The 18,850-nt window shown below is 63.9% G+C and carries 18 protein-coding genes; 10 read left to right on the top strand and 8 right to left on the bottom strand.

Features of this window, described 5'->3' with window-relative positions:
• Window positions 1-50 precede the first annotated feature (50 nt).
• Both pncA and AC1DZP_RS12615 read left to right on the top strand, forming a co-directional pair.
• Window positions 51-665, top strand: a complete 615-nt coding sequence (pncA, locus tag AC1DZP_RS12620) for a bifunctional nicotinamidase/pyrazinamidase (protein WP_477302691.1) — start codon at window positions 51-53, stop codon at window positions 663-665.
• A gap of 70 nt (window positions 666-735) precedes the next feature.
• Window positions 736-2,118, top strand: a complete 1,383-nt coding sequence (locus AC1DZP_RS12615; protein ID WP_477302947.1) for a sodium:proton antiporter — start codon at window positions 736-738, stop codon at window positions 2,116-2,118.
• Here the strand turns inward: AC1DZP_RS12615 and AC1DZP_RS12610 are convergent, their stop codons facing one another.
• From AC1DZP_RS12610 to gcvA, 8 genes are all read right to left on the bottom strand, one after another.
• Window positions 2,119-2,853, bottom strand: coding sequence for an ABC transporter ATP-binding protein (locus tag AC1DZP_RS12610; RefSeq protein ID WP_477302689.1), 735 nt, complete (start codon window positions 2,851-2,853; stop codon window positions 2,119-2,121).
• Complete coding sequence (locus AC1DZP_RS12605; protein ID WP_477302687.1) at window positions 2,850-3,575, bottom strand: ABC transporter ATP-binding protein; 726 nt, start codon at window positions 3,573-3,575, stop codon at window positions 2,850-2,852. The genes AC1DZP_RS12610 and AC1DZP_RS12605 overlap by 4 nt, the downstream gene beginning before the upstream one ends.
• On the bottom strand, window positions 3,572-4,534 hold the full coding sequence (locus AC1DZP_RS12600; protein WP_477302685.1) for a branched-chain amino acid ABC transporter permease: 963 nt from the start codon (window positions 4,532-4,534) through the stop codon (window positions 3,572-3,574). The genes AC1DZP_RS12605 and AC1DZP_RS12600 overlap by 4 nt, the downstream gene beginning before the upstream one ends.
• A complete protein-coding gene (locus AC1DZP_RS12595) occupies window positions 4,531-5,412 on the bottom strand; it encodes a branched-chain amino acid ABC transporter permease (RefSeq protein WP_477302683.1) in 882 nt (293 codons plus the stop codon). The genes AC1DZP_RS12600 and AC1DZP_RS12595 overlap by 4 nt, the downstream gene beginning before the upstream one ends.
• A gap of 185 nt (window positions 5,413-5,597) precedes the next feature.
• Entirely contained in the window at window positions 5,598-6,899 is a 1,302-nt protein-coding gene (locus AC1DZP_RS12590) for an ABC transporter substrate-binding protein (RefSeq protein ID WP_477302681.1), read from the bottom strand.
• Between the two features lie 154 nt (window positions 6,900-7,053).
• On the bottom strand, window positions 7,054-8,493 hold the full coding sequence (locus tag AC1DZP_RS12585; RefSeq protein ID WP_477302679.1) for a hypothetical protein: 1,440 nt from the start codon (window positions 8,491-8,493) through the stop codon (window positions 7,054-7,056).
• A 186-nt stretch (window positions 8,494-8,679) separates the two neighbouring features.
• A complete protein-coding gene (gene pncB / locus AC1DZP_RS12580) occupies window positions 8,680-9,984 on the bottom strand; it encodes a nicotinate phosphoribosyltransferase (RefSeq protein WP_477225010.1) in 1,305 nt (434 codons plus the stop codon).
• A gap of 159 nt (window positions 9,985-10,143) precedes the next feature.
• Window positions 10,144-11,118 (bottom strand): transcriptional regulator GcvA, encoded by a 975-nt coding sequence (gcvA, locus tag AC1DZP_RS12575; RefSeq protein ID WP_457150842.1) that lies wholly within the window; start codon window positions 11,116-11,118, stop codon window positions 10,144-10,146.
• Window positions 11,119-11,380: 262 nt separating this feature from the next.
• Between gcvA and speB the strand changes: the two genes are divergently transcribed.
• From speB to AC1DZP_RS12535, 8 genes are all read left to right on the top strand, one after another.
• Entirely contained in the window at window positions 11,381-12,442 is a 1,062-nt protein-coding gene (gene speB / locus AC1DZP_RS12570; protein ID WP_457150841.1) for an agmatinase, read from the top strand.
• 79 nt (window positions 12,443-12,521) lie between these two features.
• Complete coding sequence (locus tag AC1DZP_RS12565; protein WP_477225013.1) at window positions 12,522-13,331, top strand: transporter substrate-binding domain-containing protein; 810 nt, start codon at window positions 12,522-12,524, stop codon at window positions 13,329-13,331.
• Between the two features lie 6 nt (window positions 13,332-13,337).
• Window positions 13,338-13,994, top strand: coding sequence for an amino acid ABC transporter permease (locus AC1DZP_RS12560; protein WP_457150839.1), 657 nt, complete (start codon window positions 13,338-13,340; stop codon window positions 13,992-13,994).
• Entirely contained in the window at window positions 13,991-14,635 is a 645-nt protein-coding gene (locus AC1DZP_RS12555) for an amino acid ABC transporter permease (protein ID WP_477302677.1), read from the top strand. The genes AC1DZP_RS12560 and AC1DZP_RS12555 overlap by 4 nt, the downstream gene beginning before the upstream one ends.
• A gap of 72 nt (window positions 14,636-14,707) precedes the next feature.
• On the top strand, window positions 14,708-15,796 hold the full coding sequence (locus AC1DZP_RS12550) for an ABC transporter substrate-binding protein (RefSeq protein ID WP_457150837.1): 1,089 nt from the start codon (window positions 14,708-14,710) through the stop codon (window positions 15,794-15,796).
• A gap of 195 nt (window positions 15,797-15,991) precedes the next feature.
• On the top strand, window positions 15,992-17,029 hold the full coding sequence (locus tag AC1DZP_RS12545; protein WP_477302675.1) for an ABC transporter ATP-binding protein: 1,038 nt from the start codon (window positions 15,992-15,994) through the stop codon (window positions 17,027-17,029).
• Window positions 17,026-17,880 carry an ABC transporter permease gene (locus tag AC1DZP_RS12540; RefSeq protein WP_457150836.1) on the top strand — a complete coding sequence of 285 codons (855 nt, stop codon included), beginning with the start codon at window positions 17,026-17,028 and terminating at the stop codon, window positions 17,878-17,880. Before AC1DZP_RS12545 ends, AC1DZP_RS12540 begins: the two co-directional genes overlap by 4 nt.
• On the top strand, window positions 17,877-18,680 hold the full coding sequence (locus AC1DZP_RS12535; RefSeq protein WP_095083388.1) for an ABC transporter permease: 804 nt from the start codon (window positions 17,877-17,879) through the stop codon (window positions 18,678-18,680). Before AC1DZP_RS12540 ends, AC1DZP_RS12535 begins: the two co-directional genes overlap by 4 nt.
• The last annotated feature ends 170 nt before the right edge of the window (window positions 18,681-18,850 follow it).

Below are 18,850 nucleotides of genomic sequence, written 5' to 3'. Positions count from 1 at the left end.
GCGTCAGCGGCATTTTCCACTGGAGCCTGCATACAGAAGAGGAAAGCCCCATGGCCGACGAAGCGCTTGTTGTCATCGACCTGCAGAACGATTTTTGTCCGGGCGGCGCGTTGGCTGTTGCCGGCGGCGACGAGATCGTGCCGCTGGTCAATGACCTGATCCGGCACGCCGATCATGTCGTGCTGACGCAGGACTGGCATCCCGCCGGCCATTCGAGTTTCGCCTCAAGCCATCCGGGTTCGCAGCCCTTCACGATGATCGACATGCCCTACGGCCCGCAGACTTTGTGGCCGGACCACTGCATCCAGGGCAGCCTGGGCTCGGATTTCCACTCCGGCCTCGCCTGGACCAAGGCGGAGCTCGTCGTCCGCAAGGGGTTTCGGCCTGCCATCGACAGCTACTCGGCCTTCTTTGAGAACGACCGGACGACGCCGACCGGCCTTGCCGGCTATCTCAGGGAGCGCGGCATCGACACACTGATCCTGGTCGGGCTGGCGACCGATTTCTGCGTTGCCTTTTCGGCGCTGGACGCCATCAGCCAAGGTTTCAAAACCACCGTCCGGCTCGATGCTTGTCGTGGCATCGATCTCAACGGTTCGCTCGAGACAATGCTGCACCGCATGCGCAACGCCGGCGTGACGCTTGAAGACCATGTCTTGGATTGAACTGAACGTGCGGCGCAAGAGGGGCTTTTTGCGGATTGCGACAGGAGCGGGCGCTGTGATCGCCGTCGCAATGCTGTTTCCAGGCCAGGCCTTGGCAGCTGAGCAACACGCGCTGCCCGGCGCCGCGATGTCGCTGTGGTGGGCGCTGCCCTTTGCCGGCCTGCTTTTGTCGATCGCCACCGGGCCTTTGCTCTTCCATCACATATGGGAGCACCACTATGGCAAGATCACCGCGCTGTGGGCGGCGCTGGTGATCGTGCCGCTGGCTTTGGCCTTCGGCATTCCCAGTGCGACCGACGCGGTGCTGCATGCCCTGCTTGCGGAATACATGTCCTTCATCATCCTTTTGTTCGCGCTCTACACGATTTCGGGCGGCATCCTGCTTGCCGGCAACATCCACGGGACGCCGCTGGTCAATGCCGGGCTGCTGCTGGCTGGCGCGATCCTGGCCTCGGTGATCGGCACGACCGGCGCCTCGATGGTCTTGATCCGCCCGATCCTGCGCGCCAATGACGCCAGGCCGTTCAACGCCCATGTCGTCATCTTTTTCATCTTCCTGGTTGCTAACATCGGCGGCTCGCTGACGCCGCTCGGCGACCCGCCGCTGTTCGTCGGGTTTCTGCGCGGCGTCGACTTTTTCTGGGTCACCGCCAATCTCTGGCGCGAGACGCTGTTCGTCGGCGGCGTCGTGCTGGCCGTCTTCCTGGGCATCGACATCATCCTGCACCGGCGCGAAAACGGTGCACCGAAGACCAGGGATCCGACGCCGGATACGAAGGTACGCCTGCGCGGCGTGGCCAACCTTCCGCTGCTGGCAGCTGTGATCGGTGCGATCCTGCTGTCGGCGGCCTGGAAGCCGGGCGTGAGCTTTTCCGTGTTGGGCGTGAGCCTTGAGCTGCAGAATCTGGTGCGCGACGCCATCAACCTGGCGCTGGCCTTGCTGTCGCTTCCCCTATCGTACAAGAGCCACCGCGAAGCGAACGGCTTCAACTGGGGGCCGATAGCAGAGGTGGCGAAATTGTTTGCCGGCATCTTCATCTGCATCGTGCCGGTCATCGCCATCCTCAGGGCAAGCCACGACGGCGCTTTGGCGCCGCTGGTGGCACTTGTCAGTTCGCCCTCCGGCGAGCCCAACGATCTCGCCTATTTCTGGCTGACCGGGGCGCTGTCGTCGTTCCTCGACAATGCGCCGACCTATCTGGTGTTCTTCGAACTCGCCGGCGGCGACCCTCGGCATCTGATGACGGAGTTTGCCTCGACCTTGGCGGCAATCTCGGCGGGCGCCGTGTTCATGGGCGCCAACACCTATATCGGCAATGCGCCCAACTTCATGGTCTATGCCATCGCCAGGCATCGCGGCGTGAAGATGCCGGGCTTCTTCGGCTACATGCTGTGGTCCGGGCTGGTGCTGATCCCGACCTTTTTGATCGCGGGTTTTATCTTCTTCGGCTGATCACCCGACCCCCACATACCGCCGCACCGCCGACGGGTCGGCGCGCAGCTCCTCGACATCGACCGTCTCGCGGTTGCGGCCGTTCTCGATGAAGCATACACGGTCGGCAACCGACAGCACCGCATCGACCCGCTGTTCGACGAGGATCGTGGACACCCCCCTGTCGCGCAGGGTCGACACCGTCTCGCGGATCTTGGCGATCATCGACGGCATCAGCCCTTCGGTCGGCTCGTCGAGCAGCAGCACCTGCGGTTCCAGGCAAAGCGCGCGCGCCATGGCCAGCATCTGTTGCTCGCCGCCGGACAATGTACCCGAGCGTTGCCGCAGCCGCTGGCGCAGCAGCGGGAAAAGGTCGAGCACGGTTTCGCGCGTCGCCTTCCCCTTGCCGCGCGCCATCAGCCCGATCTCGATGTTTTCAGCGACCGTCATTTCGGCGAACAGCCGCCTTCCCTGCGGCACATAGGCGACGCCGGCCTTCGGCACCTCATGCGCCGGCAGACCGGTCAATTCCTGGCCACCGAGGTTTATCGAGCCGGCGCTTGAGGGGACCAGTCCCATGATGGCCTTCAGCGTCGTCGTCTTGCCGGCGCCGTTGCGGCCGAACAGGCAGAGCACCTCGCCCTTGTTCACCACGAGATCGAGGCCGTAAAGCACCTGGACCTCGCCATAGAAGCAGTCCAGCCCCGAGACCACCAACGCCTCGGTTTTTGTCCGCGTCTTGGTCGTTTCGGTCATGGGGCTGTCCCCAGATAGGCTTCTTGAACAGCCGCGTTCTCGCGGATCGCCTCGGGCGTGCCTTCGGCGAGGATCTTGCCGGCGTTGAAGACGGTGATGCGGTCGGCCAGTTGCATCACGACCGGCATGTTGTGTTCGATCAGGAGTACGGTCGCACTCGCAGCGATCTCGCGCACCAGCGTGATGAAATTGTCGATCTCGCTGTCGGCCAGGCCTTGCGTCGGCTCGTCGAGGATCAGCAGGCGCGGCTTCAGCGCCAGGCCCATCGCCACTTCCAGCAGGCGCTGGTGGCCATAGGACAATTGTCCGGCCGCCATGTGGGCGCGGTCGGCCAGGCCGGTGCGTTCGAGCGCCGCCATGACGCCGGCCCGTACCGCGCCCTTCGAGCGGCCATCGCTCAGCGTCCGCTGCACCGGCAATGCGACATTGTCGTAGGCGGTGAGGTTGGCGAAGACGCTCGTGATCTGGAACGTGTAGGCGATGCCCTGGCGGACCCGGACATAGGCCGGCAGGCCGGTGATGTCGGCGCCATCGAAGACGATCATGCCTGACGACGGCTGGATGCGGCCGCTGACCAGGCTGACGAAGGTGGTCTTCCCCGCCCCGTTCGGGCCGATGACGGCGCGGATCTCGCCGGGCATCAAGGTGAAATCGACACTGTCGACGGCGCGCAGGCCACCAAAATTGCGCGACAGGCCCTTGGTGGTCAAAAGAGGCGTCACGGCAGCCACCCGAGCCAGCGCTGCCGCATGCTGCCGAGAATGCCTTTGGGGAAAAACAGCACCAGCAGGATGAGCGCGATGCCGACGATTAGCAGATAGGCCGAGGTGTAACCGCTCGTGATGTCGATGACATAGTACATGAACAGCGTGCCGATCAGCGGGCCAAGCGTCGTGGCGGCGCCGCCGAGCAGCACCCACAGCAGCGGCAGGATGGAATACTGCACCGAAGCGAAGCTCGAGCCGACATAGCCGAACAGCAGCGCATAGGCAGCACCCGAGGCAGCGCAGACGATGCCGGAGATGACGACGGCGGCGAGCTTGTTGGAGAAGGTGTCGTAGCCCAGCATCTTCGTCCGCTCCTCGTTCTCGCGGATGGCGACGAGCACGCGGCCATATCTGGAGCGGACGATCGCAAGCGTGATCAGCAGCACCAGCGAGAACAAGCCGAGCGCGCTCATGTAGCGCACGGTCGGGTTGGTGAGATCGAGCGATGTCGCGCCGAAAGCAAGCACCCGCGCCGGCTGCGGCACGACCATGCCCTGGTCGCCGCCGGTCCATGACGAGAAGTAGAGAATGATGAGGTAGAACACCTGCGCGAACATCATGGTGACGATCATGAAGGCGACGCCTGACGTGCGCAGCGCCAGCAGGCCGATCACCAGGGAAAGAACGACACCGCAGCCGAGGCCCGCGGCGAATGCCGCCGGCACGCTCCAGCCAAGCTGGATGACGGCAAGGCCGGCACCGTAGAGCCCGGCGGAAAAGAACATGGCGTGGCCGAGGCTGAGCAGGCCGACATAGCCGAACAGCATGTTGTAGCCCATGGCAAAGACCGCCAGGACCATGATGCGGGCGAGCAGGCCGTGATAGTACTCCGGCAAAAGGAAGCTCAGCACGAACAGCAGCCCGATGATGCCGAGATGCAGGCCGTAGGCCTTTGCCGGCGAAGCTTCGCTCATCGCGACGCCGTCCCGAACAGGCCTTGCGGCCGGAACACCAGCACCATGGCGACCAGCAGCGTGGCGATGATCTTGGCCAGCGTCGGCGAGAAGAACACCGAGATGATGCCGTCGGACAGGCCGATCAGCACGGCGGCGACGACCGTGCCGCGCAGCGAGCCAAGACCGCCGATGATGACGACGATGAAGGACAGCAGCAGCGGATCCTGGCCCATCAGGTAATGCGCCTGGCTGATCGGCACGATCAGCACCGCGGCGATGGCCGCCAGGATCGCGCCGAGCGCAAAGACGCCGCCATAGACGCGGCCGACCGGGATGCCGAAGGCCTGCGCCGTCTCGCTGTCATACTGCGTGGCGCGCATGATCAGGCCGATCTTCGTGCGCGTCAGCACCAGCCATGTCGCCACAAGCAGAAGCGCGGAGGCGGCGATGACAGACAGTTTGTAGCCGGAATAGCCGAACCACGGCAAAAGGATGCGATAGCTGAACGGCGGCTCCACCGGCCGCGCCTCTGGGCCGTAGAAGGTCAGCGCCAGCTGCTGGATGATGTAGAGCATGCCGATGGTGGCGACGATGGTGGCTTCCGGATTGTAGTTGAGCCGGCGCAGCACCAGCCGCTCGGCGACCAGCGCGATGGCGCCGACGATCAGCGGCGCGATCACCAACGCCGCCAGGAAGCCGAGCGCGGGGTGACCGCCGATCGCCGTGGTGATCGCCCAGGCGAGCACGGCGCCGAGCATGAAGAACTCGCCATGCGCGACGTTGACGACGCGCATGACGCCGAACACCAGCGACAGCCCAAGCGCCGTAAGCGCCAGCACGGCGGAGGTGACGAGGCCTTCGAGGGCGGCGAGGAGAAGGTGGGGTCCGAAGTGCATCGGCTACACTCTGGCAGGCGCCAAGTGCACCCCTCTTGAGGGGGGTGAGAAGTGGTCCGCGTAGCGGACGGAAAGCCAATAGCTTGGCTTTCCGTCCGACGAACGCCCGGAGCGACAGCGAAGGGCCGGGTCCGGAAGGACAGAGGGGGGTGGCTTGGCGCTCACGCTTGCTGGAGCAGCCAAGCTCACAGCGCCTGCGTCGTGTAATCCCCTTCGGCCTCGTAAAGCCCGTCTTCGATCTTGGTCTTGTGGACAACCTTCAGCTTGCCACCTTCGACCTTGGAGATGTTCTGGATACCGAAGCACTGGTGGATCTTGCCGTTGAAGGTTTTTGGCCCCTGCGGATGCTCGGGTCCTTCGGCGAAGGCGGTCAGCGCCTCGGTCGCCTCGACCAGCTTGGCGCGGTCTTCCGGCCCCTTGTAGCCGGCGTCTTCCATCGCCTTCTTGACGACATAGAGCGTTTCCCAGCAGCCGAACATGTGCGACGCGGTGGAGACGTCCTTTGGATCGCCGACGGCGGCGCCATTGTCGTCGATGCCGACGGCGGCGCGATAGGCTTTTTGCGCGGCGCTGTCATCGGCCTGCGCATAGCGCGGCGAACCCTCCCAGAAATGGCTGCCGTCCAGAAATTCGAGCCCAGGGCTGTTGATGTCGGTGGCCTCCAGCGAATCCATGAAGCCGAACAGCTGCGGCCGGTTGGAGCCGTAGAACTCGCCGAGTTCCTTGACGAAGGTGAGCACCGCCGGACCGACCATGACGTGGTAGATCACCTCGGTCTCGGCCGGGATCTGCGGGAAGTATTTGGTGAAGGACGATTCCGTCGGCGGGATCGCGATCTGCGCGATGACGTCGGCGCCTTGCGCCTTCAGCGCCGGCGGCAGGTAGTCGCGATGGTCGTAGCCGAAGGCGAAATCCGGGAAGATCTGCGTCACCTTCTTGCCGGCATCGGCCGCAATCCACGGCGCCATCGACTGGATCTGGCTTTTCACGTCGGTGATGCCGGGCTGGAAGACATAGCGGTTGAGCTTGGTCGAAGCGACATGATGGCCTTCGCTGACGACGAAGTAGGGGATCTTGGCCTCGCCGGCGGCGGGCGCCGAGCCGATGACGACATGCGAGAACAATGTGCCGAAGACGATGTCGGTCTTGTGCTGGGTTGCGAACTTGCCGACCACTTCGGCGCCGCGGCCCGGATCGGTGCCGTCATCCTCGATGATCACCTCGACCTGGCGGCCGTTGATGCCGCCGGCCGCGTTGATCGCCTTGATGGCGGCAGCGGTGGTCTTCTCGTACCAGCGGCCATAGGCGGCGCCGATGCCGGTGCGGTGCGACTGGAAGCCGATCTTGATCGGCGCCGAGCTCTGTGCCTGGGAATAGCGGACGAAGCCTGGCGCGGTGACCAGGCCGGCGGTGGCGGCCAGCCCCTTCAGCGCCGTGCGGCGGGTGAGACCGGTTTTCGAGAGGTCGAAGGTCTTGCTCTTGTCCATGATGCCGTTCCCCTTGTTCAGCGTTTAGGAGCGCAAAGTCCGCTCATTTCCGGAAGTCGAAAAATTGCATGTGTACAAACTAAATCACCAAAGTCCGGACACGGCAATGCCGGTTCCGTGGGGGAAGCCCGGTTTATTTTCCTGCGCGAACGGCTCAGCCAACCGTCGGCGTGGCAAGCAGCCAGAGGCCGAACACCGTATAGGCGATCATCAGCACGGTGAGCGGGAACTGGCTGAGGGTTGCGCGGGAGGGCTTCGGGTGCAGGCGCCAGGCGAAGCCGTGGGCGACGAGGACGGCGAGCACATGGCCTGATATGATGACGCCGGCCTGGACATTCCACAGCCACCAGGCGGAATCCGCACCGGCAACGATACCCGCCTCGATCTGCATGTCGGCGGTGCCGAACAGGTTCCAGCCCAGCGCGAACGGGTCGGACAGTGCCGCAAGCGCATACTGGCCGTCGACGAGCAGCGAAGTCAGATAATGCGCGGCATGATAGGCAAGCGCGATCGGCACGATCGACCACACCAGCAGTCCGGCTGCCTGGCCGAAGGGGCGATCGCTTCGCGCAAGATGCTGGCCGAGCCAGACGACAAGCATGAACACGCCTGCCAGCAACACGAACGTCAGAACGAGCCCAAGGCTGCCGCTGCTTATCACCGCCGTGCGGCCGGGAAATTCGAGCGGATTGATGCCGGACAGACCGAGCCAGAAGAAGGTTTTCGACAGGCCGTCGAAGGACACCGACGACAGGGCAAGAAGCAGGAAGGCAATGCCGCTGGCCGGTAATGGCTCGGCGGCGAGCAGCTTGGCGCCCGGCCAGCACAGGCCAAGCCGGTCGGTTTCGTTGCGCTCGACGATCGCGAAACGCGCCACCATGGATAAGAAGACCGACAGGAATTCGCCGTTGCGGCACCAGTTTCGACAGCCGAACGCCAGCATGGCAAGGAAGGTGAGCAGCCAGTAGAGGCCGGCAGCATACGCTAGCCGCGCCGGATCGTCGGGTGCCGGATCGATGAGTTCGAACCACGCGAAGGCGAAAAACAACAGGACCGCCGGCCAGCAGCCGAGCCACCCGGGAAGTCGCCAGCTCCCTTCATCACCCACGCCGAGCAGACGTGAGGCAAGGCGCCACGGCCCATACCATGGGTTGAGCCATGACCAGAGATCGCCTAGCACACCTTGCAGCAGCGTGACGCCAGCCCACAGCAGGGTCCAGATCACGAGCGGCAAAGGGTTTGAAAGCGGGTCGCGGCTGCCGAAAAAGCCGGCGGCGATGAGGATTGCAAAGCCGGCAAAGGAGATCAGGCTGACTGTGGTGCGGGTGCTGTCGCCAAAGCTGAACAGCTGCAGGCGCCGGTGCCAGAAACGGTCGAGCCAATCCCCCGGCAGCAGCGCCAGCACGAGGAAACTGACGGCCACGGCGAAAGCACCGCCGGCCAGATAGTAGCCGGTCGGCAAGAGCAGGACATGGCCACGGTCGGAAGCGTGGGCGAAGGCGGGCGTGGGGAGGACGAAACACAAGGCCACAAGGAATAAGGCCAACCACGGAAGACGGCGTTCTGTGGCGCCCCCCTCTGTCCTGCCGGACATCTCCCCCACGAGGGGGGAGATTGGCAGTTCGAGCGGCTGCCGTTCTTCTTGCGGCGTTGAAAATTGGCGAAAGCGGAGATCAAGTCCAATCTCCCTCCTCGTGGGGGAGATGTCCGGCAGGACAGAGGGGGGCGCGAAGGAACTCATACTGTCCAAGATTGCCATCCTGGCTGGCGCCGCCACCCCTCACACCTTGACCAGTTGCTCCACGCGGTCCTTCTGACCGAAGATGCGCAAATAACGCTCGATCTCTTTCTCGTCGCCGGTCGCCTTGGCCGGATTGTCGGAGAGCTTGACCGCCGGCCTTCCATTGGCCTCGGTGACCTTGCAGACCAGCGATATCGCGTCCAGGCTGTTGGTTTCGGTCGGCGCGCAGCCCTCGAAATCATTAGTGAGGTTGGTGCCCCAGCCGAACGACATGCGCACCTTGCCCCTGAAGTGGCGGTAGGTCTCCTCGATCGTTTCGACCTCGAGCCCGTCGGAGAAGATCAGCAGTTTCTGCCGGGGATCCTTGCCCCTGTCGCGCCACCAGGACAGGATTTTTTCGCCGCCCTCGATGGGCGGAGCGCTGTCGGGGCGGAAGCCGGTCCAGTCGGCCACCCAATCCGGCGCGTCGCGCAGGAACGACGCCGTGCCGAAGGCGTCGGGCAGCACGATCAGCAGATTGCCGCCATAATAGCGCTGCCAGTCCTGCAGCACCTTGTAGGGCGACTGTTTCAGCTCTTTTTCCGAATTGGCGAGCGCGGCGAACACCATCGGCAGTTCATGCGCGTTGGTGCCGAGCGCTTCGAGGTCGTTGTCCATGGCCAAAAGCACGTTGGAGGTACCGGTGAAGGCCTCGCCGATGCCTTCCTTCAGCGCCTCGACGCACCATCGCTGCCACAGGAAGGAATGGCGCCGGCGCGTGCCGAAATCCGAAATGCGGATGCCGGGCAGCGCCTTCAGCCGTTCGGTCTTGGCCCACATCTTGGCCTTGGCGCGGGCATAGAGCACATCGAGCGCGAAGGGGCCATACGCCCGCATGGCCGCGCGGGAACGGAGCTCATTGATGATGGCGAGCGCCGGGATCTCCCACAACGTCGTGTACATCCACGGCCCGCTGAAGGTGAGCTCATACTGGCCGTCGCGCTTCGACAATTCGTATTCCGGCAGCCTGAAATTCTCCAGCCAGGCGAGGAATTCCGGCTCGAAGATCTGCTTGCGGCCGTAGAAATTGTTGCCGCCGAGCCAGATCATCTCCTTCTTGCTGAAGCGCAAGGTGCGGGCATGGTCGAGTTGTTCACGCAGTTCGCCCTCGTCGATCTCGTCGGCCAGCCGCACGGAGGTGGTGCGGTTGATCAGCGAGAAGGTGGTGTCGACCTTGGGGTACATGCCCCAGATCATCTGCAGCATCAAAAGCTTGTAGAAGTCCGTGTCGAGCAGGCTGCGCACGATCGGGTCGAGCTTCCAGGTGTGGTTGTAGACACGCCGCGCAATATCGGTCCTAGCCATGTTTCAACACCGCCTTCGCTGCCTGCTACCCACAACCGCGACAGGCCTCATAGCATCGAATTGGCCAAAACGCTGCCCGGTTTCAGGGCTGGCCCGACAAAAAGAAAACCCTGCATGCGGCCGGACACGATCGGCCGGCACCGCCGCCGCCAGCCGGTGTCAGCTCCCGGTTCTGCCGCCGATGACCCTGAGCGCCGGACGCTTGCGGCGGGTGACGACGCGGCCCGCCACCGGCGCATCGGCGCGGCCGTCATCCTGCGCCTTCTCGGCAAACAGCCAGTCGATGAAAAGCTGCACGATCGGCGTCGACTTCATCTCGTTGCGACAGACGACATAGAAATCGTCGATCGCCGGCACCGACAAGCTGAACGGCGCCACCAGCATGCCCCTGGCCAGCAGTGAACTGGCCGTCACCGAATCGCCCAGCGCCACGCCATGGCCGTGGACCGCGGCTTCAACCGCCATGCGTGCGTCGCCGAGATGATGACGGCGGCCGCGCTCCAGATCCAACGCATCGGCGGCCGCCAGCCAGGTATGCCATTCGCGGCCGTCATCGCCATGCAGGAAGACATGGTCGGCGAGATCCCTGACGCTGCGGATCGGACGGTTGTTGATCAACGTCGGGCTCACCACGGGAAACAGTTCGAGCCCCGACCATTTGCGCATCCAGCAATCGGTCCAGCTGCCGTCGCCGTAGTGCACGCAGACATCGATCTGAGGCGCGCGGATATCCTTGGCGTCGTTGGAAGGGATCAGCGTCAGCCTGATGTCAGGATATTGCGCCATGAAACTGCCGAGCCGCGGCGTCATCCACAGCAAGAGCAATGCGGGCACGCAGGAGACGGAGAGCGTGCCGCTGCTCGCCGGCCTTGTCATGCGCTGCGTGGCGGCGGCGATGCCGTCGAAGGCGCTCGAGACCGCCGGCAGCAGCTCGGCACCATGCGGCGTCAGTTTGACCCGCTGGCCGGCTCGCTCGAAAAGCTTGACGCCGAGCGACTGCTCGAGCGCCTTGATCTGGTGGCTGATGGCGCCATGCGTGACATTCAACTCACTCGCCGCCTTGGTCAGCGAGCCATGGCGGGCCGTTGCCTCGAAGGCGCGCAGCGGATTCAGCGGTGGCAGGCGCTTGGCCATGGGCATCCATTGATGCGCGATCCCGAAAAATGGAGGCCGGCTTTCGGATGAGATCGTGCTCAGAGTTAATTGTGAGATTTTCTCACAGCCAACACCCTAACAATATCAATTGATTTTTCAATGCGGCTGCCAGACACTTTGGCCCGGAACAGCATCAAGACGTGAAATCTGCAGGCAGCCAGCGGGACAACGACCCGGCCGGATGACGGTCGCTTCGCCAAGGTCACCGGCGGCCGCACCGCATCAGGCAGGAGGAGCGGACATGGGTTACGATCGCGGCAAGCTCGACGCGTTGCGTCGCAAATATGGCGAGAGCCATGGCGGCGAGATGTTCGACCCGAAGTTCCGGCGCGTCGCCGACAAGATCTTTTCCAAGTCCGGCACCCGGCTGGCGCCCTATTCCGGCATCCCCACCTTCCTCGCCGCCCCCTACCGCGAAATAGCGGCCGACAATCCGGATTTCGGCGACCTGCAGGTGGCGATGATCGGCGTGCCGATGGACCTTGGCGTCACCAACCGGCCGGGCTCGCGCTTCGGGCCAAGGGCGCTGCGCGCCATCGAACGCATCGGCCCCTACAATCACGTGCTGGAATGCGCCCCGACGCATGAACTTCGTGTCGCCGACATCGGCGACACGCCGTTCCGCAGCCGCTACCGGCTCGAGATCAGCCATGAGGATATCGAGCGCCGCACCAACCAGATCGTCGATGCCGGCGTCATCCCGCTATCGGTCGGCGGCGACCATTCGATCAGCCACCCGATCCTGAAGGCCGTCGGCAAGAAAGCCCCGGTCGGCCTGATCCACATCGACGCCCATTGCGACACCAGTGGCCTGTTCGACATGACCAAGTTCCACCATGGCGGACCGTTCCGCAACGCGGTGCTCGACGGCGTCCTCGATCCGACGCGCACGATCCAGATCGGCATTCGTGGCTCGGCCGAATATCTGTGGGAGTTCACCTACGAGTCCGGCATGACCGTCGTGCATGCCGAGGAGGTGACCGGTCTCGGCATCCCCGCCATCATCGAGAAGGCGCGCAAGATCGTCGGCGACGGGCCGACCTATGTCTCCTTCGACATCGACAGTGTCGATCCGGCCTTCGCGCCCGGCACCGGCACGCCCGAGGTCGGCGGCCTGACGACGCGCGAAGTGCTCGAACTACTGCGCGGCCTGAAGGGCCTCAATATCGTCGGCGGCGACGTCGTCGAGGTGGCGCCGCAATACGACGCGACCACCAACACGGCGCACGCCGGCGCCCAGGTTCTGTTCGAAATCCTGAGCCTGATGGTGTTCAGCCCGGCGATCACAGGCAAGGGAGCCTGACGTTTAGATGACAAAGGCGGCCGCCGCGCTGGAGCCGGCGGCCGACCCAGACAAACAAAGCTTCCAGAGGGGAATAAAAATGACGATCCGTATCACGCTCAAATCATCCATCGCCGCCGTGCTGATGCTTGGCACCGCAAGCCTCGGCCTCGGCACGCAAGCCGCCAATGCCGACGCGCTGGCAGACATCACCAAGGCCGGCACCATCAATGTCGGCGTCTTCGCCGATTTTCCGCCCTTCTCCTCGGCCAGCGCCGACATGAGCCTCAAGGGCTATGACATGGATGTCGCGCAATACATTGCCGACACGTTGAAGGTGAAGCTCAATCCCGTCGCCGTCACCGGCCAGAACCGCATTCCGTATCTGAACGACCATCGCGTCGACCTCTTGATGAGCGTCGGCTATTCGAAGGAACGTGAGCAGGTGATCGACTTCGCCGCTGCCTACGCGCCCTACTACATCGCCGTGATCGGTCCGGCGGCGCTGTCGGTCAAAGGCAAGGAAGACCTTGCCGACAAGTCGATCGCCGTCAACCGCGGCACGCTCGAAGATACCTCGCTCACCGAAGCGGCTCCGGCGTCGGCCGACATCAAGCGTTTCGACAACTACAACTCGGTGATCCAGGCCTTCATTTCCGGCCAGACGCAGCTGATGGTCGTCGGCAACGATGTCGGCGCGCAGGTGCTGGCCAAGCAGGACGCGCTGAAGCCGGAGCAGAAGTTCCAGCTTCTGACCTCGCCTTCGCACATCGGTCTCAACAAGAACGAAGACAGCTTGAAGAAGGCGGTCAACGACGCCATCGCCAAGATGCTGGCGGACGGCAAGCTGGACGCAAGCTCGCAGGCCTGGCTGAAGACGCCGCTCAACCCCGACAACCTCAAGGATTGAGATCCGGTGGCCTTTGCCTGGCTTCCAGGGGCTGCGGGTGACATCGCGCGCGGAGCGGTCACGACGATCCTGTTGATCGCCGTGACCACGCTGGCGGGGACGTTCCTCAGCATCCTCGGGGCTGCTGGACGGCGAAACGGCCCCGTGCTGCTCAAGCGGGCGATTGCCGCCTATGTCGAGGTGATGCGCAACACGCCGTTCCTGGTGCAGCTGTTCTTCATCTTCTTCGGTCTGCCCAGTCTCGGTATCAGGCTCGATCCGGTGCTGGCCGCCATCCTGGCGATGACGCTCAACATGGCGGCCTATACGATCGAGATCGTCGGCGCCGGACTTGATGCCGTGCCGCCTGGACAGACCGAAGCAGCGCTTGCGCTGGGCTTGAGGCCACGCCAGGTGTTCATCAAGATCGTGCTGCCACAGGCGCTCAAGGTGATCTATCCGGCGCTGACCAGCCAGATCGTCATCATGATGCTGGAGTCCGCTGTGGTGTCGCAGATCGCGGTGCGCGAGCTTACCTACGAGGCCGACATGCTGCAGGCACGCACGTTCCGATCGTTCGAGACCTATCTTGTCGTGACGCTGGTTTATCTCGTCCTGTCGATGGCCTTGCGCCGGCTGTTGGTCACGGGCGGCCGCCGCGTCCTGGGGGCTGGCGTGTCATGATCGAATTCACCTTCTGGGACATCGTGCGCAACCTTTTGCTCGCCGCCCGCTGGACGGTGCTCTTGTCGATGGCCGCTTTCGTGGGCGGCGGCGTTGTCGGCATGGTCGTGCTGTTCTTCAGGATCGCCAAGAACAAATGGAGCCGGCGCATTGCCTCCGGCTATATCGCGCTGTTCCAGGGGACGCCGCTGTTGATGCAGCTGTTCCTGATGTTCTTCGGCCTGCCGATGCTCGGGCTGCGCATCGAGCCGTGGACGGCGGCGGTCCTCGGCCTCACCTTCTTCGCCAGTGCCTATCTGGCCGAGATCTGGCGCAGCGGCGTCGACGCCCTGCCGCGCGGCCAGTGGGATGCCGGCGCCAGCCTTGGCCTGCACTATCTGCAGGAGCTGAGGCTGATCATCCTGCCGCAGGCGTTTTCGATCACCCGCGCGCCGACCGTCGGGTTCCTGGTGCAGCTGATCAAGTCGACGGCGCTCACCTCGATCATCGGCTTCGAGGAGCTGGTGCGGACCTCCAACGCCATCAACAATGCGACCTTCGAGCCCTTCAAGGTCTACGGGCTGGTGGCGCTGATCTTTTTCGTCATGTGTTTTCCACTGACGCAATACGCGCGTTCGCTCGAACGACGTGCCGCCCACTGAGCCGCAAGAAGCGGCGGGCAACGGAATCAAGGGAACCAGCCGGAGAGCCGGCACAAACAGAGGAGAGACCAGATGAACAGATTGATCGCAACACAAGTCAGCCGGCGCAGCGTGCTTGGCGCTGGCCTGGCGACGGCCGGCGTGCTCGCCATGCCGTCGATCCTGCGGGCGCAGGACAAGTCGCTCAAGGTCGGCGTCTATGGCGGCTACTTCAAGAAATCCTTCGACGAGCACGTCTTCCCCGACTTCACCAAGGCCACCGGCATCGCTGTGGAATCGGTTGCCGAGCCGACCGGCGAGGCGTGGCTGGTGCAGCTCGAACAGGCGGCCAAGGCGGGCCAGGCGCCGGCCGATCTTTCGATGATGTCGCAGACCTCGACGCTCAAGGGCCAGTCGACCGAACTGTGGACGCCGCTCGACACCTCCAAGTTCAAGCATTACGGCGATCTGTTGCCGCGCTTCATCAACAAGTATCCGGATGGCCGCGTCGCCGGCATCGGTGCGGTGGCCTGGTGGATCACGCTGGTCTCCAACACCGATGTCTACAAGGAGGCGCCAACCTCCTGGGCGGCATTCTGGGACAAGGCGAACGAGGACAAGCTTGGCCTGCTGGCGCTCGCCTCCAACTCGTTCCTGCTCGAAGTGACCGCCAAGACCTTCATGGGCGGCACCAATGCCCTCGACACCGAGGAAGGGTTGAACAAGGCGTTCGAGAAGCTCGCCGAGGTCAAGCCGAATGTGCGCCTCTGGTATCGCGACGAGGCGCAGTTCGAACAGGCGCTGAAGTCGGGCGAAATCCCGATGGGCCAGTATTATCACGACGTCACCGGCCTCGCGATCGCCGACGGCTTCCATGTCCGCACCACCTTCCCGAAGGAGGGCGGCATCCAGGACTCCGGCAATTGGGTGCTGTCGCGCGCTTCGACCAAGGTCGACGAGGCGCATGCCTTCATCGACTATATGAGCCAGCCGTCGATGCAGGGCGTGATGTCGCGCAAGGTCGGCACCACGCCGACGCTGAAGAAGGAGGTGCTCGACCTTACGCCGGCCGAGTTCGCATCGGTGTCGTCGGATATCGAGCCGATCATTCCGCGCTACGACCTCTATACGTCCAAGGCCGACTGGATCAACCAGAAGTGGACCGAGCTGATCGTCGGCTAAGCCGAAAACAGCTCGCCCGACATCGAAGCGCTCCTCATGACGGGTCGCTTCGCGAACCACCTCTCCCATTGCGATGGGAGAGGACATGCTACGCGCCGAAATCGCGGCGCCTCTCCCTCTGCGACCGAGGAGAGGCCGCCGCGAAAACGAGGCGGCGAGGAACCATTCCATATCCTCCGGTTAACAGGATCAGCCATGTCCGGACTTGATATCAACGCTATCACCAAGGCCTTCGGCAATTTCATCGCGGTCGACAATGTTCGGCTCAACGTGCCGCACGGCACCTTCGTCTGCCTGCTTGGACCATCCGGCTGCGGCAAGACCACGCTGCTGCGCATGATCGCCGGGCTGGAAGAGCCGACCAGCGGCGCCATCGTGCTCGACGGCGAGGACATCACGCCGCTGCCGACCCACAAGCGCAATCTCGGCATGGTGTTCCAGTCGCTGGCGCTGTTTCCGCATCTTTCGGTCGGCGACAACATAGCCTACGCGCTGCGCATCCGCGGCGCTTCGAAGGAAGAGCAGAAGAAGCGCGTCGACGAGTTGCTGACGCTGATCCACCTGCCCGGCTTTGCCGACCGGCCGGTGGCGAAGCTTTCGGGCGGCCAGCGCCAGCGCGTGGCAATCGCCCGTGCGCTGGCACTGTCGCCGAAGCTGTTCCTGCTCGACGAGCCGCTCTCGGCGCTCGACGCCAAACTGCGCGAGGCCATGCAGGTGGAACTGCGCCAGCTGCAGCAACGGCTGGGCATCACCACCATCGTCGTCACCCACGACCAGCGCGAGGCGATGACCATGGCCGACCTGGTCGTGGTCATGGGCCACGGCAGGATCCTGCAGGCAGCGCCGCCGATCGAGATCTACCGCAAGCCGGCCGACGCCTTCGTCGCCGATTTCATCGGCATCACCAACCTTCTGCCGGCAGAGGTCGACAGCGCCGGACGCACCACCATCCTCGGCACCGCTATACCTGGCCTCGCCATGCCGGCCGGCGTCACCAAGGCCTCGGTGTCGATCCGTCCCGAAGACGTGCACCTGGGCCAACCCGGCAGCCGCGCCATCACCGGCCAGGTGACCTTCGTGCGCGATCTCGGCGGCACCATCGAGACCTTCGTCGAGGTTGGCAGCACCAGCATCATCGCGGTGGCGACGCCCCGCGAAAGACCCAACGTCTCGGTCGGCGCCAAGGTCGGCGTCACGCTGCCGCCCGAGAGTTGCGTGGTGCTCGGCTCATGAGACGCGAAGCCCCAAAATCATTCGCCGACTATACGCCGCTGCTGTTCCCCGGGCTGATGCTCGTGGTGTTCTTCGTCGTGCCGTTTTCGACGATGATCGCGGTCAGCTTCTTCAAGCGCAATCCGGCCGGTTTCTACACCCCCGATTTCGTCATCGACAACTATGCGCGGTTCCTGACCACCTTCTTCGCCGGCGTGCTCGGCTTTTCGCTGATGCTGGCGGTGCTGGTCGCCGTCTGCTGCGTCTCGATCGCCTTTCCGTTCACCTATCTGCTGACCAAGCGCTCGCGCCGCGTGCAGACGCTGTGGCTGGTCGGCCTGTTGTCGGTGCTGTCGCTGTCGGAAGTCATTATCGGCTTTGCCTGGTCGACGCTGTTTTCGCAGACCGCCGGCATCACCAACCTCTTCGTCGCGCTCGGGCTGATGGACAAGCCGGTTGCGCTGCTGCCGACCTTCGGCGCGGTGCTGGCCGGCATGATCTACCAGGCGCTGCCCTACACCATACTGGTGCTCTATCCCGCTCTGGTCCGTCTCGACCCGACGCTGCTCGAGGCCGCCCGCACACTTGGCGCCTCGCCGGTCAAAGCCTTCTTCAACGTCGTCACGCCAGCGCTGCGCAACACCATCGTGGCGACGCTGATCATGGTCTTCGTCTTCGCGCTCGGCTCCTATCTGCTGCCGCAGATCCTCGGCCGGCCACGCCACTGGACGCTGTCGGTGCTGATCACCGACCAGGCGATCTACCAGTCCAACATGCCGTTCGCAGCCGCCATGGCGGTCTTCCTGGTGCTGATCTCGCTGGCGCTGGTCGGGCTGACGCTGCTCGTCGGCCGCAGGGAGAACGCACTATGACCGCCACCTTCCTTCGCCGGCTCTATTTCACCATCGTGGCTTTGTTCCTGGCCGCGCCGCTGATCGTCGTCGCCGGCGTCTCGGTCAATGCGCGGCAGGAACTGACCTTCCCGCCGAAAGGCTTCTCGCTCGCCTGGTATGGTCAGATCTTCGCCGATCCGGAATGGCGGCTGGCGCTGATCCATTCGGTGACGCTCGCCGTCTGCTCGGCGGCGATCGCGGTGGCCATCGCGCTGCCGCTCGCCTGGTTCCTGTGGCGGCGCATCGCGCCCTGGGCAAACATTTTTCAGGTGCTTGGGCTTGCGCCTTTCATCCTGCCGCCGGTCATCACCGCGCTCGGCTTCCTCACCTTCTGGGCGACGGTCGGGCTGTTCGGCCAGTTCTTCACCGCCATCATCAGCCACGCCATTTTCTTCGTGACGCTGCCGCTGGTGACGCTGTCGCTCGGTTTTGCCTCGATCGACCGCTCGCTGGTCGAGGCCGCCGCGACGATGGGTGCCGACGACCGCACGGTGCTGAAGACGGTGGTGCTGCCGCTGATCCTGCCCTACCTCGTCTCCGGCTACGCCTTCGCCTTCGTGCTGTCGCTCAACGAATACATCGTCGCCTACATGACGATCGGGTTCACCACCGAGACGCTGCCGATCAAGATATTCAACGCGCTGCGCTACGGCTACACGCCGACCATGGCGTCGGTGTCGGTGTTCTTCGTCGCGGTGGCAGCCCTGGTGTTCGGGGCGATCGCCAAGTTCGGAGACATCCGCAGGCTGCTCGGCGCGATGTCGTCCGAAGGCAACTGACCGGACCTGTGCGAAAACGAAAACGGCCGCCGATTTGCCAGTGCCGTGACGTCATCGCGTCGGTCGCTCGAAATAATGATCTTGTCTTCACTTTCCGGAGAGTGGAGTTCTAATCTTAGCCGGTCCTGGATCGCGGAGGGGATGCGACATGGTGGATTCTGATCGGATCG

Source organism: Mesorhizobium sp. P2_F8 (assembly GCF_056403655.1).
The sequence above is the reverse complement of the archived record's forward strand: the minus strand, read 5'-3'. Positions and strand labels throughout refer to the sequence as shown.

Bases quoted from the DNA above. Each gene is read 5' to 3' on its own strand.
- speB (WP_457150841.1), top strand. From the start codon at position 11,381: ATGGGTTACGATCGCGGCAAGCTCGACGCGTTGCGTCGCAAATATGGC.
- AC1DZP_RS12585 (WP_477302679.1), bottom strand. From the start codon at position 8,493: ATGTCCGGCAGGACAGAGGGGGGCGCCACAGAACGCCGTCTTCCGTGG.
- gcvA (WP_457150842.1), bottom strand. From the start codon at position 11,118: ATGGCCAAGCGCCTGCCACCGCTGAATCCGCTGCGCGCCTTCGAGGCA.
- AC1DZP_RS12540 (WP_457150836.1), top strand. From the start codon at position 17,026: ATGAGACGCGAAGCCCCAAAATCATTCGCCGACTATACGCCGCTGCTG.
- pncB (WP_477225010.1), bottom strand. From the start codon at position 9,984: ATGGCTAGGACCGATATTGCGCGGCGTGTCTACAACCACACCTGGAAG.
- AC1DZP_RS12615 (WP_477302947.1), top strand. From the start codon at position 736: ATGCTGTTTCCAGGCCAGGCCTTGGCAGCTGAGCAACACGCGCTGCCC.
- AC1DZP_RS12600 (WP_477302685.1), bottom strand. From the start codon at position 4,534: ATGAGCGAAGCTTCGCCGGCAAAGGCCTACGGCCTGCATCTCGGCATC.
- pncA (WP_477302691.1), top strand. From the start codon at position 51: ATGGCCGACGAAGCGCTTGTTGTCATCGACCTGCAGAACGATTTTTGT.
- AC1DZP_RS12550 (WP_457150837.1), top strand. From the start codon at position 14,708: ATGAACAGATTGATCGCAACACAAGTCAGCCGGCGCAGCGTGCTTGGC.
- AC1DZP_RS12555 (WP_477302677.1), top strand. From the start codon at position 13,991: ATGATCGAATTCACCTTCTGGGACATCGTGCGCAACCTTTTGCTCGCC.
- AC1DZP_RS12565 (WP_477225013.1), top strand. From the start codon at position 12,522: ATGACGATCCGTATCACGCTCAAATCATCCATCGCCGCCGTGCTGATG.
- AC1DZP_RS12610 (WP_477302689.1), bottom strand. From the start codon at position 2,853: ATGACCGAAACGACCAAGACGCGGACAAAAACCGAGGCGTTGGTGGTC.
- AC1DZP_RS12595 (WP_477302683.1), bottom strand. From the start codon at position 5,412: ATGCACTTCGGACCCCACCTTCTCCTCGCCGCCCTCGAAGGCCTCGTC.
- AC1DZP_RS12535 (WP_095083388.1), top strand. From the start codon at position 17,877: ATGACCGCCACCTTCCTTCGCCGGCTCTATTTCACCATCGTGGCTTTG.
- AC1DZP_RS12590 (WP_477302681.1), bottom strand. From the start codon at position 6,899: ATGGACAAGAGCAAGACCTTCGACCTCTCGAAAACCGGTCTCACCCGC.
- AC1DZP_RS12545 (WP_477302675.1), top strand. From the start codon at position 15,992: ATGTCCGGACTTGATATCAACGCTATCACCAAGGCCTTCGGCAATTTC.